Consider the following 26,060-nt stretch of genomic DNA (forward strand, 5'->3'; position numbering starts at 1 on the left):
TTCAGCCGGCCATCCTGTCGCTGCGCGCCGCGTTGCGCCCGGCAAGCAGCGCGAGCGCAAGAGCCAGGATGGCCACCAGACTGTGCGGGACAAGATCGGCGGCGCCGTGCAATTCGCGGTCGGTGAGGAAGCCGAACACGCCATAGACGGCGAGCCCACCCGCCATCAGCGCGAACCGCTGCCGGTCATTCCATCGCCGCCCCCGCGTCCAGAGCGCCATCGCCCCGACGAAAGCCGCTTCGATCGCGATCATCGCCGCCACGCTCAGCTGCCACGGCCAGGCGAGCAGGGCATGACTGAAATGCTCGAGCAGCATCAGCGCCGATCCCGCGCCGAAGGCGAGCGCGAACAGCGCCGGCGATGGCGGAGCGGGCCGCTCGGCCGCCTCGGTGCGGAAGCGCGGCCAGGCAAAGGCGGCGGCGATCAGCGCTGCGACCGCCAACCCTGCGCCCGCAAACTGACCCGGCGAAGCCATGAAGGGCAAGGACTGATAGGTGAAACGCGCCACCACGGCGGCCCCGGCCAGAAAGATCAGCGCGAAGACGCCGACGCCGACTGGTCCCAACCAGCTTTGCTCGCGCCGCGCGGGAAACAGCGCCTCGGCGAAGCCGATCGGCACCGCGATGCTCCACACGGCGTGGATCGTCACCACGAACACCAGCCAGGGCAGCCCGGTGCCGAGCGCGGGGACATAGCCGAAGTCGAGCAGCCGCAGATGGAGATAGTTCGGATTGAACAGCGACTGGGTGATGAAGCCTTCCTCGATCAGGCCATAGGCGATCCCCAGCAGCGCGATCGTCACCCATCCGCCGCCGCTGCGCCGCGCCCCCTCGCGGATCAAAAGCGCCGCCGATCCGTACATGGCAGCCATCACCGGCAGCGCGCCGATCAGCGACACCGGCATCGAGCCGAGCAGATATTCGGCGACCAGCGGCGACAGCAGCCAGAGCGAGATTACGGGCAGGATTCGGCGTAGCATCGTTCCATCCCTTGATCGGACGACTCGATATAGTCTAATTATAGATAATATTTCAATCTATAATCTAACATCCTTGCACCGAGCCTTTTGACCGCCTACGCATCGCCCATGAACAGCCCACGCGACGAGATCGACGCCTTTCATGCCCAGAACTTCGGCTATGCGCTGGCGCGGCTGCACCGGCTGTTCCACGACAGCCTCGCCGCGACGCTCACGGGTACTGGCTTGCACATGGGGCATGTCCTCATCCTGGCGACGCTGCGCGCCCAGCGCGAACTGCACGGCGAAAGCACATTGACCCAGACCCGGCTCGCCGAGGCGACGGGGATCGAAAAATCCTCGCTGGTACTGCTCCTCGACATGCTCGAACGCGAGGGTTGGGTCGAGCGCGGCCGCCACCCCACTGACCGGCGCGCGCATATCATCCACCTGACCGAGGACGGGGCTCGGCGCTTCGAACAGGTCGGCCAGGGACTTCACGTCCGGCAAAGCGCCAATCTGTCGGTGCTCAGCGCGGCGGAGCAGCGGACGATGCTCGACATGATGCACCGGCTGCGCGCGCATCTGGAAGCGCAGGCCTAGCCCCCCGCCGCCGCCAGCGTCTCGCGTACCCGCGCCAGCGCGGCGCCCATCGGATCCTCCTCGCCCAGCAGCGCGAAGGTGCCCGTCAGCGCGAACGCGCAATGTCCGTGCACCGTCGCCACCAGCGAGCGCGCCAGCGCCGCGGCGCGGCCGGCACGCTCAGGCGGGAGCACCCGGATAATCTCCGCCTCGACCATGCCCGTCAGCCCGGCGCGCTGCTCCCGGTCGCGTTCGGGAATCTGCTCGCCCTCGGGCAGGCGGTGATCATAGATCGCCATCCACAGGTTCGGATTCTCCGCGGCGAAGCTGAAATAGCTTTCGACCAGCACCGCGATCCGGTCCGCCGGGCCCGCGTCGAGCCGTGCGCGCATCGCCTCGGCCCAGAGCGTGAAGGTGTGGCTGTTGATCGCCATCACCAGCCGGTTGTGGCTGCCGAAGACATTGTGGATCGTCCCGATCGAATAGCCGATCCGCTTGGCCACCTCGCGCGCCGAGAAGCGCGCATAGCCGACCTCGGCCATGAGGCGGTGCCCCTCGGCGAGGATCAGCGCCTCGAGCTCGGCGCGGCTATGGTCCGATCGGCGACCCATAAGCCCCGGTATAAGCGAAATTGATCACTGTCCAATTATTTTATTGAACACTGATCATTTCATGCTATGCAGGCCGTGTACCCGAGGAGAATCACGATGACTGCGCTGGTCCTGTTTCTGCTGATCGTCGCCTGCGCCATATTGTGGCAGCGCGTGAGCACGCTCGAGAAACGGCTCGAAAATCTGCGCGAGCTCCTCTTCGCCGGCGCGCCGCGCCACTACGAGCGCCCCGCCGCGCCTGCCCAACCGCTCGCGGCCGCCCCGGCCGAGGTCCGGACGGCGCTCGAACCCGAACCGCTCCCGGCACCCGCCCCGCGCCCGGCTCCGCCGCCCCCTCCCCCAGCGATCCCCGTGTTCGAGGACGAGCCCGAACGAGCGCCGCGCCGCATGCTGGGCTTCGAGGATATTTTCGGCCGCTACCTCCCCATCTGGGCGGGCGGGATCACGCTCGCGGTCGCGGGCTTCCTGATCGTCAAATATTCGATCGACGCCGGGCTGCTCTCGCCAGCGATCCGCGTCGTGCTCGGCCTGCTCTTCGGCACCGGCCTGATCGCCGCCGCCGAAGTCGCGCTGCGCAGCCACCGCTTCGTGATCGACGACCGCATCCGTCAGGCGCTCGCGGGCGCCGGCATCGCCACCCTCTACGCCTCGATCCTGGTCGCGGCGAACCTCTACCACCTCGTCGATCCGATGACCGCCTTTGTCGGCCTCGCCCTCGTCACCGCGCTCGCCGCCGGTCTGTCGCTCCGCTTCGGCGCCCCCAGCGCGGTGCTCGGCCTGGTCGGCGGCCTCGCCGCGCCCGCGCTCGTCGGCGCCGAATCGCCCAACGTGCCCCTGCTCGCCACCTATCTCGCCCTCACCGTCGGCGGCCTGTGCGCGCTCGGGCGCAACCAGCGCTGGTGGTGGCTCGGCGCGCTCGCGGTGCTCGGCGGCTTCGGCTGGGGCGCGCTGCTGATCCTGGGCGGGCTGCACGATACCGCCTCGGTCCTTGCGGTCGGCACGCTTACCCTGCTCTTCGCGATCGCCTTCCCGCTGCTGCTGGTCGGCAACCGCTCCGCCACCTTCCGCCTTGCCGCCGCCGTCGCCGGCTGCGCCCAGATGGCCGCAATCGTCGCGACCGGGAACTTCGCGCCGCTCGAATGGGGCATGTTCGCCCTCTTCTCGGTCGCGATCGTCTTCCTTTCGCGCCGCCAGAGCCTGCTCGCCCAGGCGCCGCTGATCGGCCTCGGCACCGGCGCGCTGCTCGCGATGAGCTGGAACCAGCCCGACCCGGCGATTCTCGCGCTCGTCCTCGCCGGTGGCACCGCCATCTATGGCGGGCCCGCCTTGTGGCGGCTGTGGCGCAGCGACGGCAACACCGGCGACGCGCTCCAGCTGGCGGGCCTGGCGCTCGCCGTCGCGCTGATCCCGCTGCTCCATTTCCATGACCGTTGGGGCTGGCAGACTTTCTCCACGCTCGCCTTTGCCGGTGCCGCGCTCGCGGCCTTCGCCGCCGCGCTCGGCTGGCGCCATCCCGATCGCCTCGCCGATCCGCGCTTCGCGCTCGTCTCGGTCCCGGCGATCGGTCTCGCCCTGCTCGCCGCCGCCCTTGCCCTGCCCGACTGGGCCCTCGCCCCGGCGACCGCGGCCGCGGCCGCCGCGACCCTGCTGCTCGCGTTGCGTTCGCAGGACAGGCGCATCGCCGCCGCCGCCCACGCCTTCGGCATGGCGGCCCTGATCTTCCTCATCTCGTGGCGCGGGCTGGAGGAGATGGCGCACGCCGCGGGCTTCACCCGCCCGGTCGCAATGCTGCTCCCTGCCATCCTCCGCTGGCTGGTCCCCGCCGCCGCCGCGCTCGCCTTTGCGCGCTGGTCGCCGAACGAGAAGGCGCGCGCGCCGATCCAGTGCCTCGCGGTCCTGCTCTTCTATATCGCCTTCGCCCAGCCGATCGCGGAGGACTATCTCGCCCTGCTCCCCGCGACAGTGATCGCCGGGCTCGCCCTCACCGCCCGCGACCGCGCAGTTCCCGCGCTCGCCACCGCCGGTGCGCTCTCGCTCGCCTGGGCGGTGCAGCCGCTCGCCGGCTGGCTCGTCCCCGGCTTCATGGCGCTGGTCGGGATCCCGCTCTACGTCACCGCGCTGCCCGATCTCGTCCCCGTCGCGATCCGCATCGCCGCACCCACGCTCGCGCTCGCGCTGGTCCTGTGGCGCACCCCGCTCCCGCCGCGCCTGCGCCGGATCGGCGCGATCGAGACGGCGGCGCTCGCCACCATCGCGGTCCATATCGTCTGGAAGCATCTCTTCGCGATCCCTAGCCCCGACGCCTTCATCGCCCATGGCCTCGCCGAACGTACCCTGTGGGAGCTGCTCCTCCTTGCCGCCGCCTGCGCCGCCTGGCGCCTCGACGCCCGCCGGATCGCCACCGGCCTCGGCCTGGCCAGTCTGCTCCACCTGACCTGGTTCAGCCTGATGCAGCACAACCCGCTCTGGGATCTCCAGGCGGTCGGCCCCTGGCTGGTCCCGCTCTACGGCACCGGTTTCGGCCTGATCTGGCTCTCGCGCCACGTGAGCAACGACGATCTGGCCCGGCGCGCCCGTGGCTTGGCGCAGATCGTCCTGATCCTGCTCTTCGCCCTCTCCGCGCTCGGCCAGGCCTTCCACGGCACGGTCATCATGCTCGGCGAAGTCGGCCAGGCCGAGGATATCTGGCGCTCGCTGCTCGCGATCGGAATCGCCATCGGCTTCCTGCAATGGGGCATTCGCACGAGTTCGCGCGACTGGCGGATCGCCTCGCTGGTGCTGATGCTCGCCGCGGTCGGCAAGGTGTTCCTGCGCGACGCCGCCGGGCTCGACGGGCTGCTCCGCATCGCCTCGTTCGCGGCGCTCGGCTTCAGCCTGATCGGGGTCGGCTGGCTCTACAGCCGCTATCTGCCCGACTCGCGGCTGAGGACCGGTAACGACTGACCCTTGTCCCGCGAGGCGCTTTTCTGGCAGCCTCGCGGGCATGGTCCGCACGATCCTCATCTATGCCGGCGCGCTCGCAATCGCCGCCCTGGTGCTGCAATGGCTCGAATATGGCCGGGTGATGCGCCTGTTCTCGACCGAATTCTATATCGTGCTGATCGCGATCGGCTTCACCCTGCTCGGGGTCTGGGCCGGCCATGCGCTCACCGCGCGCCCCCGCCGGCGGTTCGAGCGCAACACCGCCGCGATCGCCGCGCTCGGCCTTTCCCCACGCGAATGCGAGATCCTCGAGCTGCTCGCCTCGGGCCGCACCAACCAGCAAATGGCCGAGGCGCTCCATATCTCGCCCAACACGGTCAAGACCCATCTCGCGCGCATCTATGAAAAGCTCGAGGTCGAGCGCCGCGTCCAGGCGATCGAGAAAGCGCGCTTCCTGTCGCTGATTCCCGCCGCGTGACGGCGATTCCACGAAAATCACCCGTTCGGGCGATGGCGTGGGGGCACGCGATCGGCTGATCTCGCGGCACATCCATTCAGGGGGAAGCCATGACCTTCACGCGCTATTCGCTCATCTACGGCCTGCTCGTCGGCGCCGTCATCGCCGGCATCATCTCGACCCTGCTCGCCATCTTCGGCGAGGAAGGGCCGTTCGCCACCTACTGGTTCGGCTATCTGGTGCAGCTCGTCGGGCTCACCTTCGTCTTTGTCGGCGTGAAGCGTTACCGCGACGTCGAGCGCGGCGGGGTGATCAAATTCTTCCCCGCGCTGGGCCTCGGGCTCGCGATCGCCCTTACCGCCGCCATCGCCTATGCGCTGGTCTGGGAAATCTATCTCGCGCTCACCCATTACAGCTTCATGGCGGACTATATCGACAAGGTCCGCCACGGCCTCGAGGCCAAGCACACGCCGCCCGCCGAGATTGCGAAGCAGATGGCCGAAATGCAGGCGATGGCCGAGGCCTACAAGAACCCGCTCTTCCGCATCCCGATGACGATGGTCGAGCTGATCGTGCCGCTGGGCCTCGTCGTGCCGATCTTTTCGGCGGGCTTGCTGTGCTTTCCGAAGATCCTGCCAGCGCGCGCCGCGCAGTAGCGCCCAGCTTGCGTCGAGATTCAGTTCAGGGTGCGGCGAAAATGGTGGTTGGCCGCGACCCGGAGCGCAGCGTGCTTAAGGCACGTGAGCACCGGAAGCGCGGACAACCACCATTTGCAGTCCGCCCTGGGCTGAATATCGATGCGAGCTAGCCGTCGCCGAGGCGCTCGATATCGGCGCCCACACCCTGGAGCTTCTCTTCCAGCCGCTCGTAACCCCGGTCGAGATGGTAGACCCGATTGACCTCGGTCCGCCCCTCGGCCGCGAGCCCCGCGAGGATCAGGCTCATCGACGCGCGCAGGTCGGTCGCCATCACCGGTGCGCCGACCAGGCTCGCATTGCCGTGCACCACCGCGGTCCGCCCGCGCACATCGATATGCGCGCCCATCCGCGCCAGTTCGGGCACGTGCATGTAGCGGTTCTCGAAGATCGTCTCGGTCAGCACGCTCGCGCCATCGGCCTTGAGCAGCATCGCCATGAACTGCGCCTGCATGTCGGTCGCGAAGCCCGGAAAGGGCGCGGTGCTGAGCGTCAGCGGCTTGAGCGGCCCGTCAGCGCTCACGCGGATCGCATCCTTCCTTTCCTCGACGCTCACCCCCGCCTCGATCAGCGCATCGAGCGTCGCGCGCATATCGTGCGCCGAGGCGCCGACCAGGTCGAGGCTGCCCCCGGTGATCGCCGCCGCGCAGGCATAGCTGCCCGCCTCGATCCGGTCGGGCATCACCCGGTACATCGCACCGTGGAGCCGGTCGCGGCCCTCGATCTCGAGCGTCTCGGTACCGATCCCGCTGATCGACGCGCCCATCGCCACGAGCAGGTTGCACAGATCGACGATCTCGGGCTCGCGCGCCGCATTCTCCAGGATCGTACCGCCCTTGGCGGTCACCGCGGCCATCAGCACATTCTCGGTCGCGCCGACCGAGACCACCGGGAAGCTGAACCGCCCGCCGGTGAGCCGCCCGACCCCGTTGATCTTTGGCGCCACCGCCTTCACATAGCCCGCCGCCAGCTCGATCTCGGCACCGATCGCTTCGAGCGCCTTCAGATGCAGGTCGATCGGCCGGTTGCCGATCGCGCAGCCGCCCGGCAGCGACACCGTCGCCTCGCCCGCGCGGCCCACCAGCGGCCCCAGCACCAGGATCGATGCGCGCATCTTGCGGACGATGTCATAGGGCGCGACCGTCGAGGTCAGCTGCTGCCCGCGCATCGTCATCACCCGCCCGAAATCGCTCGGGCGCCCGCCTTCGATCGTCGTCGAGACCCCGAACTGGTTCAGTAGATGTCCGAAGCTGTCAACGTCCGCCAGACGTGGCAGATTCCGTAAGGTAAGCGGTTCGTCGGTCAGCAAAGCGCAGGGCATCAGGGTCAGCGCGGAGTTCTTCGCGCCCGAGATGGCGATGCGACCCGAAAGCCGGTTTCCGCCGCGGATGAGGATACGGTCCATTGACGGGCTATTAGCCCCTCGCCGCGCGCGCGCAAGGTCAGCCGTAACGGGGATGGTTGATCGATTTTAATGCAATGATTTCACGGCACTGCTTTGCATTGCCCGTGGGGGGAAGCGAATAGCGTGGCCGGTAGTTGTTTCGCCGAAGTGTTGAGTGAACTCGTCGACCTGACGCAGGGGGAACGAACGGCGCTCGAAAACCTCGAAGAACGCCAGCGGAATGTACGCCGCGGGGCGATCCTTCAGCGTGAGAACGAAACCGGCGGCGAACTCTACATCCTCCGCAAGGGGCTGATGATGAGCTATGTGCTGCTCGACGACGGCAGCCGCCAGATCCTGCGCTTTCTCTTTCCCGGCGACATGCTCGGCGTATCGGGCCTGATCTATCGCGAGGCGCCCGAGACGCTCTGCGCGCTGTCGGACTGCGTGGTCAGCCCGTTCGACCGCGGCCAGCTCGCCCAGTTGATCATCAGCCATCCGCGGATTTCGGCAATGATCCTCGTCTATTGCCAGATCGAGCGCGTCTCGCTCACCGACCGGCTCGCCGCGCTCGGCCGCACCAGCGCCAAGGCGCGCGTCGCGGCGCTGCTGCTCGAGCTGCGCAATCGCCTGCGCGCCACCGACAAGTCGGTGGAGGACGATTTCACGCTGGGGCTGACGCAAGAGGAGGTGGGCGACGCGACCGGGCTCACCGCGGTCCATGTCAACCGCATGCTCCGCCAGCTCGAGGAAGAGGGCCTGATCGCGCGCGAGAATGGCCGCGTCACACTGCTCGACGAAAACTCGCTCTGCCGCGCCGCCAATTATGTGAACCGGTTCGAGCGGCTCGACCTGGGCTGGCTGCCGCGGCCTTAGGCGCTCACGCCTTCTCCAGCGTGCATTGCAGCGGATGCTGGTTCTGCCGGGCGAAATCGATCACCTGGCTCACCTTGGTCTCGGCGACCTCATAGCTGAACACCCCGCACACCCCCACGCCGCGCTGGTGGACATGGAGCATCACCTGGGTCGCTTCCTCCATCGTCATCTTGAAGAAGCGCTGGAGCACGAGCACGACGAACTCCATCGGCGTGTAATCGTCGTTGAGCATCAGCACGCGATACGGAGTCGGCTTCTTGGTGCGCGTGCGCGTCCGCGTGGCGATGCCGACCGAGGGGTCATCGCCCCCGCCGCCGTCCTGGTCGCCGTCGCCGGCCATCTTGCCGGACATGTTGAGTGTGATGGGAGGTGTCACGGTTCTGAAAATATGCCGCCCCCTCTGGCGAGGCAAGGCCGTTGCGCCGCAATAAACCGCGTTTTCGGTCCCGAACGTAGAAAGGGCGCCCGCTTCGCAGCGGACGCCCTTGCCACTTTGTCCGTTTTTCAAGTGGCGCTTAGGCGGCCAGCTTGGCCTTCTCGGCGGCAACCGCGACGCGGTTCGACAGCGGCTGCGCGGCGTCGCCGGCGAGCTTGATCAGCGCCTCGGTGTTCTTCGAAGCTTCGGCGACATAGGAGTCGAACGAGGTCTTGAAGAAGTCGCTCTGCAGCTTGAACAGCTCGGTCGGCGACTTGACGGCCGACATGCCCTTGAGCGCCGCGGTCGCGGTCTCGAACGACTTGCGGCTATACTCGGCGGCGTCCTGGCCGAACGACTCGAGGCCCTTGGCCGCGATCTTGCTCGACTCGACGACGGCCTCGAGGTTGCCCTTGGCGAACTCATTGGCTTCGGCGATCAGGACGGTCGACTTCTCGACGGCGGCCTTGGCGCGGTCGTTGAAGTCGGCGAAAAAGGCCTGCGCCTTGGCGACGTTGGTCTCGATGGTTTCCATGATCTTGGCTTCCTTGACGGTGGCGGTCGCGGCCTCGGGGGCGGCGACGGCGGTGGCGGTTTCGAGGACCGGCTCGGCGGCCTCGACGATGGTTTCTTCAATGATGGCCGGAGCCTCCTCGACGGCGGTTTCCACCGCTTCGATGACGGGCTCGGCCACGACTTCAACTTCCTGCGGCGTTGCTTCGGCGGCCGGGACCGGCTCGATCGCGATCGGGGCGACAAGCTCCGCTTCGACGACCGGCGCGGGCTTCTCAGCCGCGACGGCAACAACCTTCGGCTTCGGCGCGGTCTTGGGACGCGCACCGGCCTTCGAAGCGGCGGGCTTTGCCGTGCCGTTCTTGGGACCCTTGCTAGCCATTGGACTCACCTCAAAATGACGTTGTTGCGATGCAGCATATATGCCTGTGCGCCGCACAATGCAAGGGCATTATTGTGCACTGCAACATAACCGTAATTTGAAGCCGGATCAGATACTTAGCGTGTCCGCACATAGGTTCCGGGCGCGTCGCCCAGACCCTTGTACTTCCCCTTGCCCGGCGCACGCGCGCCCTTGGCGGGCACCTTCTCCGAGTCGAGCGCGGCGATCCATTCGATCCAGTCGGGCCACCAGCTCCCCTTGGTCTCCTTCGCGCCCGCGAAGAATTCGGTGAGCGTCTCGACCTTCTTGTCGTTGGTCCAATATTGGTATTTCCCCGCGGCGGGCGGGTTCACCACCCCCGCGATATGCCCCGATCCCGCGAGCACGAACTTGAGCGGCCCCTTGAAGTGGTGGGTGATCTTCCAAACGCTCGCCGCCGGCGCGATATGGTCCTCGCGTCCCGCCTGGACATAGGCCGGCGTCTTCACCAGCCCCAGATCGACCGGCGTCCCCGCAACCCTAATCGCCCCCGCCTGCACCAGCTTATTGTCGCGATAGAGATCGGTCAGATAGCCGAGATGCCATTTGGCGGGCAGGTTGGTGACGTCCGAATTCCAGTGGAGCAGGTCGAACGGCGCGTAATCCTTCCCCATCAGATAATTGTTGGTGACGTAATTCCAGATCAGGTCGCGCCCGCGCAGCAGGTTGAAGGTCGCGGCCATATAGCGCCCGTCGAGGAACCCCTCGCCGCCCAGGCTCTGGATCAGGGCGAGCTGGTCGTCATCGACGAACATGGTGAGGTCGCCGGCCTCGGAGAAATCGACCTGCGCGGTGAAGAATGTCGCGCTCTTCACCTTCTCCGCCTGCCCCCGCGCATGCAGCACCGCCAGCGTCGCCGCCAGCGTCGTCCCCGCGACGCAGTATCCGATCGCATGAACCGCCTCGACGCCCAACAGCGCGCGCACGCTGTCGATCGCGTCGATCTGCCCGCGCTCGATATAATCGTCCCATACGACGTCCTTCATGCTCGCGTCGGCGGACTTCCACGAGACGACGAACACCGTCAGCCCCTGCTCGATCGCCCAGCGGATGAAGCTCTTCTCGGGCGTCAGGTCGAGGATGTAGAAGCGGTTGATCCACGGCGGGAAGATCACCAGGGGCACCGTGTAGACGCTCTCGGTCGCCGGTGAATATTGGATCAGCTCGTAGAGATCGGTCCGCTTGACCACCTTGCCCGGGGTCATCGCCAGGTTGCGCCCCAGCTCGAAGGCGTCGGGATCGACCTGCGTCATCTGGCCCTTCTGGATATCGGCCATCATGTGGTTGAGACCCTTGAGCAGGCTCTCGCCCTTGGTCTCGATCGCCTTCTCGATCACTTCGGGATTGGTCACCGGAAAGTTGGTCGGGCTCACCGCGTCGATGAACCCCTTGGTCGCGAAGCGGATCTGCTCCTTCTGCCGCTCGTCGATGCCTTCAAGCGCGTCGACACCCTTGAGCATGTGATCGGCGATGGTGAGATAGCTCTGGCGGAGAAAGGCGAACACGGGCTCCTCGCGCCACTGCTTCGCCTTGAAGCGCTTGTCGCGCGCCTGCTCGGGGGTCTCCTCGAAGGGCTTGGCGTGTTCGGGATCGAGGAAGCGCTGCCACAAGGTCATTGTGTCCGCCCAGAAATTGGCGGTCGCGCGCACCGCCGCGGTGGGATCGAGCAACGCGCCGAACGGGGGCGCGGCGGGGGCGTGCTCGAGCACGTCCATGCCATGTTCGAGCATCATCTGCTGCGCGCGCCCGAGCACCCAGGTCCAGTGCTGCAGATCCTCGAGGCTGGGCGGTTCCGGGGGAGTTTCGGCCATCGCGATCCTCTAGCGGTTTTTCTGCATCGCGTCATTCCAGTGGCGGCGCATATGGCTTATCAACGTTTCCGGTGCACAGACGCACCATCCCTCCAACCCGAAAGAGCCGAGGACATGTCCGAAGACTTCTACCGCATCAAGCGCCTGCCCCCTTACGTCATCGCCGAAGTCAACGGCATGCGGGCAGCAGCGCGTGCGGCAGGGGAGGACATTATCGATCTCGGCATGGGCAACCCCGATCTGCCCCCGCCCCAGCATGTCATCGACAAGCTCTGCGAAGTCGCGGCCAAGCCCGACGCGCACGGCTATTCGGCGTCGAAGGGCATTCCGGGGCTCCGAAAGGCGCAGGCCAATTATTATGCCCGCCGCTTCGGGGTCGAGGTCGATCCCGAGACCGAGGTCGTCGTCACCATGGGCTCGAAGGAGGGGCTCGCCAGCCTCGCCACCGCGATCACCGCGCCCGGCGACGTGATCCTCGCGCCCAATCCGAGCTACCCGATCCACACCTTCGGCTTCATCCTCGCGGGCGCCACGATCCGCGCGGTGCCGACCACCCCCGACGACCGCTATTTCGAGAGCCTCGAGCGCGCGATCGCCTTCACCGTGCCCAGGCCGAGCGTGCTCGTCGTCAACTATCCGTCGAACCCCACCGCTGAGACCGTCGACCTCGCCTTCTACGAACGCCTCGTCGCCTGGGCGAAGGAGAACCAGGTCTGGATCATCTCCGATCTCGCCTATTCCGAGCTCTATTATGACGGCAATCCGACCCCCTCGATCCTCCAGGTCAAGGGCGCCAAGGATGTCGCGGTCGAGTTCACCTCGCTGTCGAAGACCTATTCGATGGCGGGCTGGCGGATCGGCTTCGCGGTCGGCAACAAGAAGCTGATCGCAGCGATGACGCGGGTGAAATCGTACCTCGATTACGGCGCCTTCACCCCGATCCAGGCCGCCGCCTGCGCCGCGCTCAACGGCCCGCAGGACATCGTCGAGAAGAACCGCCAGCTCTACCACAAGCGCCGCGATGTGCTAGTCGAGAGCTTTGGCCGCGCCGGCTGGGAAATCCCCGCCCCCGCCGCATCGATGTTCGCCTGGGCCCCGCTCCCGCCCGCGCTCGCGCATCTGGGCAGCCTCGAATTCTCGAAGCAGCTGCTCACCCACGCCAAGGTCGCGGTCGCACCCGGCGTCGGCTACGGCGAGAATGGCGAGGGGTTCGTCCGCATCGCGATGGTCGAGAACGAGCAACGGCTTCGCCAGGCGGCACGCAACGTGCGGAAATACCTTCAGTCGATGGGGGTCAACACGCCGAGCGTCAAAGCAGGATAAGTCCTAACCCGCGGGGAAGCCGGTATTAACCAGGCTTCGCCTATTGGGTCGGCGTGAGTCGTTTGCGTGCCCGCCTGCTCGCGCCGCTGGCGTTGATGCTATGCTATTTCGCGCTGGCCGGCGCGGCGATCGCGCTGACGCGGCTTAGCGGCGGGGTCGCATTGCTCTGGGTAGCGACCGCGCCCTTGCTCGCCATGCTGGTCGGGCGCAAGCCGCGCCGCTGGGCGCCGCTGATCGCCGCGGCGGCGATCGGCAGCCTGCTCGCTTCCTTCTGTTTCTCGGCGATCTGGCAGATCGCTCCGATCCTCGGCGTCGCCAACATGGCCGAGGCGGTGATCGGCGCGCTGCTGATCCGCCGCTGGCACGGCACGGCGGCACCGCTCGCCAGCCCGCAGTCGATCATCGTTTTCATCGCTGCCGCCGGGCTGCTCGCCCCCGCGGTCAGCGGCCTTCCCGCCGCGGCGGCCGTCTCGCTCTGGCTCGATCTTCCCTTCGGCAAGGTCTGGTTCGACTGGCTGATCGGGCATGGCCTGGGCAGCCTGATCGTGACGCCGATCGTCCTGCTCGCGCTTCACCGCGAGCCGGAGCGGTCGATCCCCCGACACCGTCTGGTCGAGGGCGCCGGCCTGGCGCTGCTCGTCGGGATCGTCACCGCCGCGGTGTTCGCGCAGCACACTTTTCCCCTGCTCTTCGTCACCGCGCTGCCGGTGATGATCGCGACGATGCATCTCGGCCGCGCGGGCGCGTCACTGGGAATCGTGATCGTCGCGCTGGTTGGCGGTGCCTTCACGCTGATGGGCTCGGGCCCGATGATGCTGATCGCCCAAAGCGCGGCGGTGCGGCTGCAATTCTTCCAGCTCTTCCTCGGGGTCGAGTTCCTGCTCGCGCTTCCGGTCGCCGCCGTGCTGTCGCAGCGTTCCGCGCTGATGCGCGCTCTCAGCGAGAGCGAGGCGCGCTATCGCCTGTTCGCCGACACCGCCACCGACGCCATGTTCACGCTCGATCCCGACGGCACGATCCGCTTCGCTTCCCCCGCGGTGCGCGAATTGGCCATGTACGAGCCCGAGGCGCTGGTCGGCACCAACGCGCTGACCCTCGTCATCGCGGACGACCGCGCCCGCGTGCAGGAGGCCCATCGCCAGGCGCTCGCCCATCCCGACCGCAGCTTCCGGGTCGAGTATCGCTCCCGCCGCGCCGACGGCGAGGAGGCCTGGTTCGAGACCAACACCCGCGCCGTCGCCGATCCCGACGGCGTCATCGTCTCGGTGGTCAGCGTCGTGCGCGACCTGAGCGACCGCAAGCAGCGCGAGCACGAGCTGGAGCGCGCTGCGACCACCGACCCGCTCACCGGCCTGCTCAACCGCCGCGCCTTTCAGCGTGCCGGCGCGGACATGATGGCGCTCGCAAGGCGGGGCACGCCCTCGACGCTCGCCATCCTCGATCTCGATCATTTCAAGCGCGTCAATGACGAGCATGGCCATGCCGCGGGCGATGCCGCCTTGCTGATGCTCGCCGACCTGCTCCGCGACAGCTTGCGCCCCTATGACGCGATCGGGCGGCTCGGCGGGGAGGAGTTCGCGATCCTGCTCCACGGCCTCGATCTCGCCGCCGCTCGCCCGGTGTGCGAGCGGTTGTGCCGCGCGCTGGCCGCGCGCAGCTTCGCGGTGCCCGGCGGCGAACGATCGGTGACGATGAGCATCGGGCTGGCCGAACTCTGCTCGGGCGTCACGCTCGACGTCGTGTTCGACGGCGCCGACCAGGCGCTCTACCGCGCCAAGCGCGCCGGCCGGAACCGCGTCGAGGAAACCGCCGACTTCATCTCCTGACGGGGTTGCGCCGCCCCGCGCCATCGGCCAGTCCGCGCGCCATGACCGGCTTCCCCTTCTCTACCCGCTTCCGCGTCCGCTATTCCGAGATCGACGGACAGAAGATCGTCTTCAACTCGCGCTATCTCGAATATGCCGATGTCGCGATCACCGAATTCTGGCGCTGGGCGGATCTGAGCGAGATCGGCCCGGACTGGCTCGACGCCGAGTTCAACGTCGTCCGCTCGACCATCGAGTACAAGAAACCGCTCCGGCTCGACGACATGATCGAGGCGTTCGTACGCATCGACCGGGTCGGCACTTCGAGCATGACCCACCGCATCCATCTCTGCCACGCCGATACGGGCGAGCTTCACGCGAGCGTCGAGATCGTCAGCGTCCATGTCGATCTGGCGGCGCGAAAGTCGGTGCCGATTCCGGCGAGCGTCAAGGCGAGGCTCGAAGCGCTCGGCGGCTAGAGGCGCTTCAGGATCGCGAACGGCGCCCTGCGTCCCGCCTTGATCTTCGCAGCGTAGGCATCCAGCCCGGGACGGAGTGCATCCAGCGAGATCGCCGAGCAGGGCGGCCCAAAGGTCCCGCCATAGGGATGATAGGGCCGCGTACCCTTGGGGAAATCGTCGCAACCCAGCGCGTAGATCTCGATCCCGATGCCGCTCATGCGTGCGATCCAAAGGTGAAAACGGCTGCCCTCGTAGAACTGCGCCAGATACATGCCTTCCCCGAGCCCCAGAAAGCGAAGCTCCTTGTCGTCGCCGGCAAGGCTCGCACGATCGGGGTCACGGATCGCAAATGCCTTTCCGTTCGGCGCAATGTCCAGGAAACGCGGGGTGCCGCCACGGTCTTCCTCCGCCGGGAACGCACAGTAACGAACCCCCTCCGCAGGAACGGGCACATTGGCCGGATCGAGGCAGACCATCTTGGTCTCCCACGCCGCAGGCACCTCCACCGGCCCTTCGGTATAGAGTTCGTAATGCCCGGCCATCTGTGCCGGCATATCCGACACGACGATCAGTGAGTCATCCGAGCCCAGCGTGCACCCGCTCAGCAGCAGCAGCGCCGCGAGAAGCCAGCCCGGCCGCACCTACTCCGCCGCCTTGACCTCGGGCTCGTCCTCGCGGGCGACGTCCTCGGGCAGCGCCCAGTGGAGGTCGCCCTTGGTCAGCACCCGCCCGTCATGGCTGAGCACCTCGACCGGGCGGATCGGCCGGCCGTCGCGGACATCGACCAGGATCGGGGTGGCGGGCACGCCGGTCTCCCAGCGCTCGCCCCATTGGCGCAGCGCGATCATCGTCGGCAGCAGCGCATAGCCCTTGTCGGTCAGCCGGTATTCGATCTTGCGGCGATCGTCGGGGCATGGCGCCCGCACGAGGATGCCATGGCCCACCAGCCGCGCGAGCCGGTTCGCGAGGATATTCCGCGCGATCCCCAGCTCGGACTGGAACTCCTCGAAATGATGCAGCCCGTTGAACGAACCGCGCAGGATCAGGAACGACCAGCGCTCGCCCATCGCCTCCAGCGCGGCCGGCAGGCTGCACAAGGCCTGGAGATCTTCACGGAGCATACCACCCATAACCACACACCTTATCGCATTTCACGTTGCAACGGAACGAGATAGATTTTTGCAGCGCAGCACCAGTTTCTGCTTGCAACCTATCTCTATGTCAATTAGGTAGTGATTCGCAACCTAGTTGCAATCGAGACTACCCCAGGAGGAAGACATGAACCGTATGATTGCCGTCGCGGCAGCTGCCGCGGCAACGCTGGCGCTCGTCCCCGCAACTGGCTTTGCCCAGACGACGCGCGGCTATTATTCCGCGACCCCGGTGACGGCTCCGGCCAAGACGAGCGTCGTCACGCGCAGCACCGTGTGGCATTGCGGCGAGGGCACCTGCACCGCGTCCAAGTCCACCTCGCGCGATGCGATCATGTGCGAGCTGGTCGTCCGCGAAGTCGGCACGCTCCAGTCGTTCAGCGCCAACGGCACCGCGTTCGACGCCGATGCGCTTGCGAAGTGCAACGCCCGCGCGCGCTGAGCCCGTCGCTCAACATCAAAAAGGGGCGCTTCGGGCAACCGGAGCGCCCCTTTTTGCTGGAATTTGTTGCAAGGCAGCACCCGACATGCCCATCTAGGCCCCATGCTGCGCCAATATCAGCTGGTCGATCGGGTGCTGAGCTACGATCCCGAGGCCGACGAGGCCTTGCTGAACCGCGCCTATGTCTTCTCGGTCAACGCCCATGGCAGCCAGAAGCGCGCCTCGGGCGACCCCTATTTCAGCCACCCGATCGAGGTGGCGGGCATCCTCACCGATCTCCATCTCGACGACGAGACGATCGCGACGGCGATCCTCCACGATACGATCGAGGATACCGTCGCCACCCCCGAGGAGATCGAACGTCTCTTCGGCCCCAACGTCGCCCGCATGGTCGATGGCGTCACCAAGCTCAGCCGGATCGAGGCGCAGAGCGAGAATGAGCGCGCCGCGGAAAATCTGCGCAAATTCCTGCTGGCGATGTCCGACGATATCCGCGTGCTGCTCGTCAAGCTGGCGGACCGGCTGCACAATATGCGCACGCTCCACTTCATCCCGAGCCCGGAGAAGCGCCGCCGCATCGCCCGCGAGACGATGGACATCTATGCCCCGCTCGCCGAGCGGATCGGCATGTACGAATTCATGAAGGAGATGCAGAGCCTCGCCTTCAAGGAGCTCGAGCCCGAGGCCTATGAGTCGATCACCAAACGGCTCGACGCGCTCAAGGTCGAGGGCGAGGACCGCATCCTCAAGATCGCCTCGGGCCTCAAGCTGCTGCTCGGCCGCAACGGGATCGAGGCCGAGGTCACTGGCCGCGAGAAACATCCCTATTCGATCTGGAAGAAGATGTCCGAGCGCCACGTCTCGCTCGAGCAGCTCAGCGACATCATGGCCTTCCGCGCCACCGTCGCGACCGAGGAGGAATGCTATCGCGCGCTCGGGGTCATCCACCGCCGCTGGCCGATGGTCCCCGGGCGCTTCAAGGATTATATCTCCACCCCCAAGCGCAACGGCTATCGCTCGCTCCACACCAGCATCATCCATGCGGAGAATATGCGGGTCGAGATCCAGATCCGCACCGCGGACATGCACGCCCAGGCCGAATATGGCCTCGCCGCGCACTGGGCGTACAAGCAGGATAGCGTCCGCCCCGATACCCAGGTCAGCTGGATCCGCGACCTGATCGAGATCCTCGATCATGCCGAGAGCCCCGAGGAACTGCTCGAACATACCCGCATGGCGATGTATCAGGACCGGATCTTCGCCTTCTCCCCCAAGGGCGAGCTCATCCAGCTCCCCAAGGGCGCGACCCCGATCGACTTCGCCTATGCGGTCCATTCGAACATCGGCGATCAGGCGGTGGGCGCCAAGATCAACGGCCGCGTCGTGCCACTCAGAACCGAGATCGAGCAGGGCGATCAGGTCGCGATCCTGCGCTCCAAGGCGCAGGAGCCCCAGGCCAATTGGCTCAACTTCGCGATCACCGGCAAGGCGCGCGCCGCGATCCGCCGCCATATCCGCCACAAGGAGCGGCTCGAAATGGTCGCGCTCGGGCGCAAGATGTACGACGAGATCGTCCACCGCCTGCCCACCCCTGCGGGCGACTCCGCGCTCAAGGACGCGATCAAGCGCCTCAAGCTCGCCGACGAAGGCGCGCTGATGGATGCGATCGCGCGCCGCAAGCTCACCGACGCGCAGGTGATGGAGGCGGTGATGCCCGGCTCCGCGACCGGCGCCGAAGCCGCCCCGCCCCCGCAAGCCCATGCGATCGACATCAAGGGCCTCACGCCGGGGGTGGCCTTCACCCTCTCCGAGGACTGCCGCCCCGTCCCCGGCGACCGCATCGTCGGCGTCCGCCATCCGGGCAAGCCGATCGAGGTCCACGCGATCACCTGCGCCCACCTCTCCGACGACGACGAGGACTGGGTCGATCTCACCTGGGGCGACAAGGCCGAAGGCGGCGTCGCCCGCATCGCGGTGACGCTCAAGAACGAACCCGGCGCGCTGGGCGCGGTCGCCACGCTGATGGGCCAGCACAAGGCCAACATCCTGGGGCTGCGGCTGGATAACCGCGATACGACCTTTCACCTCAACACGATCGACGTCGAGGTGCGGAACGCGGCGCATCTGATGAAGCTGCTCGCCGCGCTCAGGGCGGCGGACGCGGTGAGTTCGGCGGAGCGGGTTTAGGGGCGCACCAATTCGGAGCTTCGTACTCCAGGCAGCTTTGCGCCCCTCAGAGGCTATTCCGACCAGACAAAGCGCGCGCCGTCGCTGTTGTCCGGCATGGGCCCGGGACTGTCGGCCCGGATATCCCCGGTCTGCGGATCGATGTGCAGGAAGCGGTTGGTGGCCAATGACATCAGCGCCAGTTCGCCCGTCGGCGTTTCAATCCATTGGAAGTTTTGCGCAGTGCCGGACTGGCCGGCCCCAAGCGTCACCCCGCCATCCTCACCGACCGTGACATAGCGCCGGCCCGATCGCAGCGCGACGCGGCCCAACCGGCGGTCAACGATCTCGAACCGGGTCGGGACACCCGAAGCCAGGCGACCATGGCTGGTCGCCAGTCCGGTCGTCGCGTGAAACGACGCCAGCCGGATCGATCGGCCATAAGGAATGGGCCGCATCAGCCCATGGGTATACCGCTGATAGACATGGATACTGTCGAAATCGGCAAAACCGCCCTCGGCACCGGTCGTGCTGTAGTTGAACAATCCATAACGGACACCCTGGAAGGTGAAGGTCTGGTAGATCAGCACGACCTCGTCGCCGATAGGCGTAAAGGCGACGCCGTCGAACGAATAGCTGAAGCGCGCCCGCTCGGTGAGAAAATCGCAGTCGGCCCGAAGCCAGATACGCGTCCCGGCCATCTTCACCCGCACCGCTTGGTCGCGGCGCTGGTCATAAAAGACGAGGTTGAGCCCGTCGGTGCGTTTTTCGACGCCCAAGGTCGCATAAGGGAGATTGAGCAGGCCCAGTCCCGCCGTGTCGCCCGGCTTCAGGTTCGATACGTCGAGCAGGACGCTCGGCGCCGACATCGGCCCGATCGCCCGTTGCGTCAGGGTATTGCGCGCATCGTAGAACGAGGTCGCCGGCAGGGCGTGAAGCCGCAGGAAACCCGGCCGTTCCGACAAGGACCATTTGCCGGCGACCGGGACATGGTTCCACTGCCATATCGGCTTGAGCTGCTGCGCCGAAAAATCATCGCTACGCTGAAAGGGCACACGCACACGCTGTGGCGTAGCGGTCTTCGGCTTCACCCAGGTCCGCGGCGTGCGCATCAGATTGCCCGGCAGGCCGAACCAGGGCCAGCCGTCCTTCCAGGTGATCGGCGACAAGGCCGTCAGCCGGCCGACTGAATTGAAATCCATCATCGAAAAGCCCCACCATTCGCCCTCAGGCGTCTGGATGATGCCCCCCTGGTGCATCGCAAGGCTATGATTGGCGGCAGGGCTAGGTGGCCAGAATTCGAAAGGCGGCTTGGGCTGACGCAGACGGGCGCCTGCCGCCATGCCGAAGTCCTCGTGTAGGCTGATCGCGCGATTGACCTCGTAAGGGCCCAGCACATGATCCGCCCGCGCGGCCGGCATCCGAAAGCCGCCGGCATATTCGGCGCTGATGATATAGTATCTGCCGCCGATCTTGTAGAAATGCGCGCCCTCGCCCATCCCGGCGTCGGCGGTGAACAGGGTGCGCTCGGTGCCTGGAACCACGTCGGTCAGGTCATTCGTAAGCTGGGCCAGGTGCAGCGCCTGGTGACCCCAGACGACATAGACCTTGCCGTCGTCGTCGAACAGGACAGACAGGTCGTGAAGGCTGCGCTTCATCGGCGTGCGCGTCCATGGCCCCTTCGGATCGGTGGCCATGAACATCTGGGTCGTCTGGCCGTTGACGTTCGCGAAAATGTAGAATTTGCCGTTGTGGTAGCGAAAGGACGGCGCCCAGATGCCCTGGCCGTAGATATTCTGGCCATCCTCCAGCCGGAAGGCCGGGCCGAGGTCGAGCTTGTCGAGGGCGTAGGCGACGAATTCCCAGTTGACCAGGTCCTTCGAGCGCAGGATCGGCAGGCCCGGCATGGCGTGCATGGTGGTGCCGGTCAGATAGAACCAGTCGCCGGCGCGGATCACGTCCGGATCTGAAAATTCGTCATAAAACAAGGGATTGGTGAAGGTGCCGTCGCCATTATCCGGCGTCCAGGTCGCGGTCGGCATGCCCTTGGGCGCGCTCGCCACCGGACCGTCCCGATTCTGCGCAGATGCCGGCGCTGCACAGGCTACCAGCGCCAAGGCCATGCACGACACCAGCCCCGATATGACAATTCCAAACGATTTCGACCCATGTCGGATGATGCTTCCCCTTTTTGCGCCTTGATGCCGCATCTGCGTCTGGGGAGCCGCGGCGAAGGGGTGAGGACGGTGGCAAGCGCCGGCGTGAGCGCGATGTCCGCCTTCCGGGACAACATGGTGCTTCATCAGTGATCTCTCCCCGTGTTTAACCGAAAACCCGATTTTGGTTGGCTGGTTATCGGGAAAGGATGTCGGATCACTCCCGGGCGCTCCGACTAGTCGAGGCCTAGCACCGTCACCGATGCCGGCGCGACGGTGATGGTCAGCTTACCGCCCACGACCCTGGCCGATACGGCCCTGGGGGCGACGGTGTTAGGTGCGCCGAAGGTGTTGACGCTATCGACCTTCGGCGCCGAAAGGGTCTGGCCCGAAGCCTTTGTGGCGTTAACGCCGCCAAGTGAGAAGCTGAATGTCGCGGGCGATTTCGGGTCGATGTTGGTCAGGGCAATCCATATTTTGCCGGCCTTGTCCCTGGCCGCGACGGCATCGACGCGCGGCAAAGTGATGCCGTTCGTCGTATAGGTGCCGGCGTCGAAGGTCAGCGGTACGAAGGTCGCGTCCTGGAACGGCACGTACATGTGGAAGACGTGATAGGTCGGCGTCAGCAGCATCCTGCCCTTGTCGGTCAGGATCATGGCCTGCAGGACGTTGATCATCTGGGCGATATTGGCCATGCGGACGCGATCGGCGTGGCGCGCGAAGATGTTGATGTTGAGCGCGGCCAGCACGGCGTCGCGCTGAGTATTCTGTTGCATCAGGCCGTCCGGGTTCGACCCCGGCGTCGGCGCCAGCCACGAGCCCCATTCGTCGACCACCAGGGCGACCTTCTTTTCGGGATCATATCTGTCCATGATCGCCGACTGCAGCCTGAGCGTGCCATCCATGCCGATCGAGTCTTTCAGCAGGACGGCATAGTCCTCTTCGTCAAAGCCGGTGTCCTTCATGTGCGGCGGCCAGCCGCCCACGCTGTAGGAGTGCAGCGACAGGCCCTCGATGTCCCAGGCCCAGGAACGGCTCTTCCAGGCCTTCATGACGGCCTCGGTCCAGGTCGGGTCGGCGCCGCTGGGTCCGACGGCCACGCGCTTCATCGGCTGGGCCGCATTGTAATTGCGCACGAAATGCGAAAAGCGCATCATTTCGCTGATGTAAAAGTCCGGCGACATCGGGCCGCCGCAGTCCCAGGATTCATTGCCGAGGCCGAGGATGGCGACCTTGTACGGCTGAGGGTGCCCGTTTCTGGCGCGCTCGGCACCGAAGGCAGAGTCGGTCGGCGCGGTCATGTACTCGAGCCATTCGGCCGCTTCCTGCACGGTGCTGGAGCCGAGATTGACCGAGATATAGGCCTCGGTTCCGATCTGCTCGGCGAAGTCCATGAATTCGTCGGTGCCGAACGTGTTGGGCTCGCCGACGGCCGCCTTGCGCTCAGGGCCGACGCCGCGGCGCCAGTTATACTGGTCGGCGAAGCAGCCGCCCGGCCAGCGGACGTTAGGAACCCTGAGCGCCTTCAAGGCTGCTACGACATCCTTGCGGATACCGCGCGTGTTCGGGATCGTGGAATCCTTGCCGACCCAGATGCCGCCATAGATACCGCTACCCAAATGCTCGGCGAACTGGCCGAAGATGTTGCGGTCGATCACGGCGCCGGGCTTGGACGCTTCGAGTGTTATCTGAACCGGGTCGTCGGCAGCATGCGCCGCGACCGGCAGGATCAGTGCAGCGGCGATCGCGGCTGCGGAGGTCAGAAGGCGCATTGATACTGTCCCATAACCGAAGGCGTGGCGCATGAAGCGAGTGCTACCGAGCAGGCGCCTGCTTTCTCACGACAATTGGGACCCGTACGGCGGTTGCAGCGCGCTGCCGACGCGGGTGACCGCCCGCTTCCCAGACGATCAATGCGCCGCATGACAGGCTCAGCGCGCATCAATCGAGCCGGACCACAGATGTCGTCTATTGAGTATAGTGTCCCCAAAACTATCAAACTCCCTGTGGTTTCGTGGGGCCGGTCAGGAGCAGCATCAGCACGCTGTGCGGCGCCAGCCGCGCTTGCAGGTTGACGCTGGTGTCTCCGGTCTTCGTGCTCCACAGATCGGACCAGCGGTAGACAGTCCGCTTGAAATCGACCGACCGGTTGCTCAGGCCATCGGTCAGGACTTCCGCTTTCCAGTCATGGCGAACGTCGACAGGCTGGTTGGAGCGGTTCAGGAACATCAGTGCCCATTGGCCGCCGTCGAGCGGCTTGGCATAGATCTCCAGCGGACCGTCGGCCATGACGCGCAGCGCCTGCACACCCAGTCTGTCCTGGTTCACCGCGATCACGCCGGGGTTGGTCAGGATGCGGCGGGTCGACTCGGACATGGTACGCAAGTCGTTGCCCAGGATGAGGGGCGAGGCCATCATGGCCCAGATCGACAGATGGGCGCGGTCCTCATCCTCGCTCATGCCGTTGCCCACTTCGAGCATGTCCATATCGTTCCAGTGGCCGGGCCCTGCGAACTTGCGCAGACCTGCCTGCCTGTCGAGGATGCGCAGCACGCCCAGACCAGTCGAGAGGCCCGGACTGAATTCGCAGTCGAAGCAATTATAGATATCGGGCGTGGTGCGCCACGAATGGGCAACCTGGCCCGCCCACTCCCAAGGCTTGCTGATGCCCCATTCGCACGCGCTGAACAGCATCGGACGGCCCGCCTTGGCGATCGCGTCGCGCATCGTGGTGTAGGCCCCTTCGGCGTTCAGGCCCTGGGTGTTGCACCAGTCGTACTTGAGGTAATCGATGCCCCAGCGCGCATAGGTCCGCGCATCCTGATACTCGTGGCCGCGGCTACCGGGACGGCCGCCGCAGGTGGTCGCGCCGCCGTCCGAGTAGATGCCCAGCTTGAGTCCCTTGCCATGCACATAGTCCGCCAGCGCCTTCATCCCGGATGGGAAGCGCTTGGGGTCGGGCTGGATGTTGCCGTCGGCGTCGCGCTCGCCCTGCCAGCAATCGTCAATGTTGACGTACTGATAGCCGGCGTCCTTCATGCCCGTCTTGACCATGGCATCGGCGGTCTCGCGGATCAGGCGCTCATCGATATCGCAGGCAAACTTGTTCCAGCTGTTCCAGCCCATTTGCGGGGTGCTGGCCAGGCCTTCAAACTTTTGAGCCCAGCTATTGCCGCAGGCGGCGACACCCAGAAAAATGCCCAACACGAGCTGCGCCATGCGTTTGGTGTACATCTCGAATCCCTTCATCATGTGGATGCTGGCGCTCCACGATTTGGAAGATTCCGCTCACGTCGCGGATCTTGCCCGAAATCATCGGCTGACGATTTCCGGCCCGTACCACCGTGCCCGGACCCCTAGGGCGCGGCGAAGACCGCGGCGATCGTCGTCGGGTTGAAGTCGGCACCGGTGGTGCGGTTGAACAGCCCGCAGGTGTGATTGGGGAAGGAGCCGGTGTCCCAGTAATAGGGTGCGAAACCATGTCGGATCGCGGATCCGGTGACGTACTTGGTCCAATAGTCCCGGTACTTCAGCGACGGATCATACTCGGTCTTCGACATGGCGCAGTATTCGCCGATGATCACGGGAATGCCCTTGTCGGTATAGGCGGCCTTCGCCTTGTCGAATTGGGCGTCGACATGCGCCTCGTTGTCCCACGCTTCCGTTGCTGCGGGATCGGTCGCGATCGAACCCCACTGCCAGATGGCGCTCTTGTCGTTCAGCGTGAAGTTGTACGAATCGTAATAATGGAACTCCATCATCAGCCTGCTGCTGGCCGTGTCGGTGGGGACGGGAGCTCCACACGCTCCAATCGTATTGTTGATGTCGGTATTATACCCTTGGAAGACGAGCGTCCGCGACGCGTTATTGCCGCCGGTCGCGCGCACCGCGTCGATGAACGCCTGATTGAAGCCCGACTGGACGGTGCAATTTTCCGCCGACGGCACGCCATAATCGACGTGGATTTCGTTGGTTCCGGCGAACAGCAAATGGTTGTCGTAATCCTTGAAATGGTTCGCGATTTGCGTCCACAATTTCGTATATGCCGCGTTGCCGGCAACCCGCTCCGCAGCCGTCGGGTTGTACCAGTCGCTCTTGTGCTGGTTGATGATGACGTACAGCCCGGCATTCCGGGCCATGTCGACCACTTCCTTGACCCTGGCGAGCCAGAACGGAGCGACGTTCCCGCTTCCGTCCATATATTGGGCCCACTCGACGGGAATACGCACGCTCTTGAAGCCGGCGGCGGCGACTGCGTTCAGCAATTGCTGATTTACCGCGGGATTGCCGAACGCGGTCTCTTGCGAGGTCGTATGGGGCTTGCCGAAATCATTTAGCGACTCAAGCGTATTGCCGATGTTCCAGCCCTTGCCGAGCTGGGCCGTGGTGACGGCCGCCAGGGTGGCAGAGGGGGTAGGGGTAGGAGTAGGAGTAGGAGTAGGAGTAGGAGTAGGAGTAGGCGTGGGTGCAGGCACCGAAATGGGCGCAGGCGTTGGAGTGGCCGCGCCGCCCGAGCAGCCCGCCACAAGGATCGCCATCGTTGAAGCAAGGATTTGCCGTCTCGCAACTCTCACGCGTACTCTCCCGTTCCTCTATTTCTCGGCCCGAGCCCTGCCACCGCCCCGGATGACGGCGCCCTCATCATGCATGACAACGTTGTCTGTATGTCGAAAGAGGCGGAACGCGGCGAGTTTTGTATTTAAAAATGTAGATTATTTATGAAAATGAAGCTGCCGATGATCGCTTGTTTTACGGGCGGATCACGATTGCCAAATAAGCATATTATTCGGCGGGCCGCAATGGAAATATGTCGGCAGATCGCTGAGCGTGATCACTAAACCGTTGAGAGTATAGGGAGTTTTTAGAGCAGGTTCGAGCTTGAATACCGGCGCGTCTAACGCACGGGCCGGA

The 26,060-nt window shown here is 65.6% G+C and carries 22 protein-coding genes; 10 read left to right on the forward strand and 12 right to left on the reverse strand.

Features of this window, described 5'->3' with window-relative positions; translation table 11 throughout:
* Position 1: 1 nt before the first annotated feature.
* A complete protein-coding gene (locus tag OF829_RS03620; protein ID WP_264938582.1) occupies positions 2–979 on the reverse strand; it encodes a hypothetical protein in 978 nt (325 codons plus the stop codon).
* 108 nt (positions 980–1,087) lie between these two features.
* Here OF829_RS03620 and OF829_RS03625 point away from each other — a divergent pair, with 108 nt between their 5' ends.
* Positions 1,088–1,561, forward strand: a complete 474-nt coding sequence (locus OF829_RS03625) for a MarR family winged helix-turn-helix transcriptional regulator (RefSeq protein ID WP_264938583.1) — start codon at positions 1,088–1,090, stop codon at positions 1,559–1,561.
* On the opposite strand, the gene OF829_RS03630 is transcribed toward OF829_RS03625, so the two are convergent.
* The gene (locus OF829_RS03630) at positions 1,558–2,151 is read right to left on the reverse strand and encodes a TetR/AcrR family transcriptional regulator (RefSeq protein WP_264938584.1); all 594 of its coding nucleotides are present in this window, start codon (positions 2,149–2,151) and stop codon (positions 1,558–1,560) included. The genes OF829_RS03625 and OF829_RS03630 overlap by 4 nt on opposite strands.
* 96 nt (positions 2,152–2,247) lie before the next feature.
* Between OF829_RS03630 and OF829_RS03635 the strand changes: the two genes are divergently transcribed.
* The 3 genes from OF829_RS03635 to OF829_RS03645 all read left to right on the forward strand — a co-directional run bounded on the left by OF829_RS03635 (position 2,248) and on the right by OF829_RS03645 (position 6,186).
* On the forward strand, positions 2,248–5,094 hold the full coding sequence (locus tag OF829_RS03635; protein WP_264938585.1) for a DUF2339 domain-containing protein: 2,847 nt from the start codon (positions 2,248–2,250) through the stop codon (positions 5,092–5,094).
* 40 nt (positions 5,095–5,134) lie between these two features.
* On the forward strand, positions 5,135–5,551 hold the full coding sequence (locus OF829_RS03640) for a response regulator transcription factor (protein ID WP_264938586.1): 417 nt from the start codon (positions 5,135–5,137) through the stop codon (positions 5,549–5,551).
* Positions 5,552–5,640: 89 nt separating this feature from the next.
* Entirely contained in the window at positions 5,641–6,186 is a 546-nt protein-coding gene (locus tag OF829_RS03645; protein WP_264938587.1) for a DUF4199 domain-containing protein, read from the forward strand.
* Between the two features lie 148 nt (positions 6,187–6,334).
* Here the strand turns inward: OF829_RS03645 and murA are convergent, their stop codons facing one another.
* Positions 6,335–7,630, reverse strand: coding sequence for a UDP-N-acetylglucosamine 1-carboxyvinyltransferase (murA, locus tag OF829_RS03650; RefSeq protein ID WP_264938588.1), 1,296 nt, complete (start codon positions 7,628–7,630; stop codon positions 6,335–6,337).
* A 150-nt stretch (positions 7,631–7,780) separates the two neighbouring features.
* Between murA and OF829_RS03655 the strand changes: the two genes are divergently transcribed.
* Positions 7,781–8,485, forward strand: coding sequence for a Crp/Fnr family transcriptional regulator (locus OF829_RS03655; protein WP_264938800.1), 705 nt, complete (start codon positions 7,781–7,783; stop codon positions 8,483–8,485).
* A 4-nt stretch (positions 8,486–8,489) separates the two neighbouring features.
* On the opposite strand, the gene clpS is transcribed toward OF829_RS03655, so the two are convergent.
* From clpS to OF829_RS03670, 3 genes are all read right to left on the reverse strand, one after another.
* Positions 8,490–8,825, reverse strand: a complete 336-nt coding sequence (gene clpS, locus OF829_RS03660) for an ATP-dependent Clp protease adapter ClpS (protein ID WP_264938801.1) — start codon at positions 8,823–8,825, stop codon at positions 8,490–8,492.
* A gap of 175 nt (positions 8,826–9,000) precedes the next feature.
* Positions 9,001–9,795: a phasin family protein gene (locus OF829_RS03665; RefSeq protein WP_264938589.1), complete on the reverse strand. Its 795-nt coding sequence runs from the start codon at positions 9,793–9,795 to the stop codon at positions 9,001–9,003.
* A 116-nt stretch (positions 9,796–9,911) separates the two neighbouring features.
* Positions 9,912–11,645, reverse strand: a complete 1,734-nt coding sequence (locus OF829_RS03670) for a PHA/PHB synthase family protein (RefSeq protein WP_264938590.1) — start codon at positions 11,643–11,645, stop codon at positions 9,912–9,914.
* Positions 11,646–11,759: 114 nt separating this feature from the next.
* On the opposite strand from OF829_RS03670, the gene OF829_RS03675 reads away from it, so the two are divergent.
* Genes OF829_RS03675 through OF829_RS03685 form a run of 3 tightly spaced genes read left to right on the forward strand, consistent with a single transcriptional unit; the run spans position 11,760 to position 15,252 of the window.
* A complete protein-coding gene (locus tag OF829_RS03675; protein WP_264938591.1) occupies positions 11,760–12,968 on the forward strand; it encodes an LL-diaminopimelate aminotransferase in 1,209 nt (402 codons plus the stop codon).
* 53 nt (positions 12,969–13,021) lie between these two features.
* Positions 13,022–14,794: a sensor domain-containing diguanylate cyclase gene (locus tag OF829_RS03680; RefSeq protein WP_264938592.1), complete on the forward strand. Its 1,773-nt coding sequence runs from the start codon at positions 13,022–13,024 to the stop codon at positions 14,792–14,794.
* 41 nt (positions 14,795–14,835) lie between these two features.
* Positions 14,836–15,252: an acyl-CoA thioesterase gene (locus OF829_RS03685; protein ID WP_264938593.1), complete on the forward strand. Its 417-nt coding sequence runs from the start codon at positions 14,836–14,838 to the stop codon at positions 15,250–15,252.
* Here the strand turns inward: OF829_RS03685 and OF829_RS03690 are convergent.
* Both OF829_RS03690 and OF829_RS03695 read right to left on the reverse strand, forming a co-directional pair.
* Positions 15,249–15,875: a hypothetical protein gene (locus OF829_RS03690; RefSeq protein WP_264938594.1), complete on the reverse strand. Its 627-nt coding sequence runs from the start codon at positions 15,873–15,875 to the stop codon at positions 15,249–15,251. The two genes, OF829_RS03685 and OF829_RS03690, sit on opposite strands and share 4 nt — an antisense overlap.
* Positions 15,876–16,364 (reverse strand): winged helix-turn-helix transcriptional regulator, encoded by a 489-nt coding sequence (locus OF829_RS03695; RefSeq protein ID WP_264938595.1) that lies wholly within the window; start codon positions 16,362–16,364, stop codon positions 15,876–15,878. It abuts the gene before it with no gap.
* Positions 16,365–16,512: 148 nt separating this feature from the next.
* Here OF829_RS03695 and OF829_RS03700 point away from each other — a divergent pair, with 148 nt between their 5' ends.
* Together OF829_RS03700 and OF829_RS03705 are read left to right on the forward strand one after the other, a co-directional pair.
* The gene (locus OF829_RS03700) at positions 16,513–16,827 is read left to right on the forward strand and encodes a CC_3452 family protein (RefSeq protein WP_264938596.1); all 315 of its coding nucleotides are present in this window, start codon (positions 16,513–16,515) and stop codon (positions 16,825–16,827) included.
* A 102-nt stretch (positions 16,828–16,929) separates the two neighbouring features.
* The gene (locus OF829_RS03705) at positions 16,930–19,014 is read left to right on the forward strand and encodes a RelA/SpoT family protein (protein WP_264938597.1); all 2,085 of its coding nucleotides are present in this window, start codon (positions 16,930–16,932) and stop codon (positions 19,012–19,014) included.
* 53 nt (positions 19,015–19,067) lie between these two features.
* On the opposite strand, the gene OF829_RS03710 is transcribed toward OF829_RS03705, so the two are convergent.
* The 4 genes from OF829_RS03710 to OF829_RS03725 all read right to left on the reverse strand — a co-directional run bounded on the left by OF829_RS03710 (position 19,068) and on the right by OF829_RS03725 (position 25,687).
* Complete coding sequence (locus OF829_RS03710) at positions 19,068–21,116, reverse strand: glycoside hydrolase family 43 protein (protein ID WP_264938598.1); 2,049 nt, start codon at positions 21,114–21,116, stop codon at positions 19,068–19,070.
* Positions 21,117–21,385: 269 nt separating this feature from the next.
* Positions 21,386–22,921 carry an alpha-N-arabinofuranosidase gene (locus OF829_RS03715; protein ID WP_264938599.1) on the reverse strand — a complete coding sequence of 512 codons (1,536 nt, stop codon included), beginning with the start codon at positions 22,919–22,921 and terminating at the stop codon, positions 21,386–21,388.
* 223 nt (positions 22,922–23,144) lie between these two features.
* Complete coding sequence (locus OF829_RS03720) at positions 23,145–24,401, reverse strand: glycoside hydrolase family 27 protein (protein WP_264938600.1); 1,257 nt, start codon at positions 24,399–24,401, stop codon at positions 23,145–23,147.
* Positions 24,402–24,505: 104 nt separating this feature from the next.
* Positions 24,506–25,687, reverse strand: coding sequence for a glycoside hydrolase family 5 protein (locus OF829_RS03725; RefSeq protein ID WP_264938601.1), 1,182 nt, complete (start codon positions 25,685–25,687; stop codon positions 24,506–24,508).
* Positions 25,688–26,060: the final 373 nt, after the last annotated feature.

This window comes from Sphingomonas caeni (assembly GCF_026013415.1).
In the GTDB taxonomy this organism is placed as follows: Bacteria; Pseudomonadota; Alphaproteobacteria; order Sphingomonadales; family Sphingomonadaceae; genus Sphingomonas; species Sphingomonas caeni.

Excerpts from the sequence above, each read along its gene's own strand:
- OF829_RS03635 (WP_264938585.1), top strand. The coding sequence starts at position 2,248 with ATGACTGCGCTGGTCCTGTTTCTGCTGATCGTCGCCTGCGCCATATTG.
- OF829_RS03630 (WP_264938584.1), bottom strand. The coding sequence starts at position 2,151 with ATGGGTCGCCGATCGGACCATAGCCGCGCCGAGCTCGAGGCGCTGATC.
- OF829_RS03620 (WP_264938582.1), bottom strand. The coding sequence starts at position 979 with ATGCTACGCCGAATCCTGCCCGTAATCTCGCTCTGGCTGCTGTCGCCG.
- clpS (WP_264938801.1), bottom strand. The coding sequence starts at position 8,825 with ATGGCCGGCGACGGCGACCAGGACGGCGGCGGGGGCGATGACCCCTCG.
- OF829_RS03715 (WP_264938599.1), bottom strand. The coding sequence starts at position 22,921 with ATGCGCCTTCTGACCTCCGCAGCCGCGATCGCCGCTGCACTGATCCTG.
- OF829_RS03625 (WP_264938583.1), top strand. The coding sequence starts at position 1,088 with ATGAACAGCCCACGCGACGAGATCGACGCCTTTCATGCCCAGAACTTC.
- OF829_RS03695 (WP_264938595.1), bottom strand. The coding sequence starts at position 16,364 with ATGGGTGGTATGCTCCGTGAAGATCTCCAGGCCTTGTGCAGCCTGCCG.
- OF829_RS03685 (WP_264938593.1), top strand. The coding sequence starts at position 14,836 with ATGACCGGCTTCCCCTTCTCTACCCGCTTCCGCGTCCGCTATTCCGAG.
- OF829_RS03705 (WP_264938597.1), top strand. The coding sequence starts at position 16,930 with ATGCTGCGCCAATATCAGCTGGTCGATCGGGTGCTGAGCTACGATCCC.
- OF829_RS03645 (WP_264938587.1), top strand. The coding sequence starts at position 5,641 with ATGACCTTCACGCGCTATTCGCTCATCTACGGCCTGCTCGTCGGCGCC.
- OF829_RS03700 (WP_264938596.1), top strand. The coding sequence starts at position 16,513 with ATGAACCGTATGATTGCCGTCGCGGCAGCTGCCGCGGCAACGCTGGCG.
- OF829_RS03710 (WP_264938598.1), bottom strand. The coding sequence starts at position 21,116 with ATGGCCTTGGCGCTGGTAGCCTGTGCAGCGCCGGCATCTGCGCAGAAT.
- OF829_RS03670 (WP_264938590.1), bottom strand. The coding sequence starts at position 11,645 with ATGGCCGAAACTCCCCCGGAACCGCCCAGCCTCGAGGATCTGCAGCAC.
- OF829_RS03720 (WP_264938600.1), bottom strand. The coding sequence starts at position 24,401 with ATGATGAAGGGATTCGAGATGTACACCAAACGCATGGCGCAGCTCGTG.
- OF829_RS03725 (WP_264938601.1), bottom strand. The coding sequence starts at position 25,687 with ATGGCGATCCTTGTGGCGGGCTGCTCGGGCGGCGCGGCCACTCCAACG.
- OF829_RS03640 (WP_264938586.1), top strand. The coding sequence starts at position 5,135 with ATGGTCCGCACGATCCTCATCTATGCCGGCGCGCTCGCAATCGCCGCC.
- OF829_RS03665 (WP_264938589.1), bottom strand. The coding sequence starts at position 9,795 with ATGGCTAGCAAGGGTCCCAAGAACGGCACGGCAAAGCCCGCCGCTTCG.
- murA (WP_264938588.1), bottom strand. The coding sequence starts at position 7,630 with ATGGACCGTATCCTCATCCGCGGCGGAAACCGGCTTTCGGGTCGCATC.
- OF829_RS03675 (WP_264938591.1), top strand. The coding sequence starts at position 11,760 with ATGTCCGAAGACTTCTACCGCATCAAGCGCCTGCCCCCTTACGTCATC.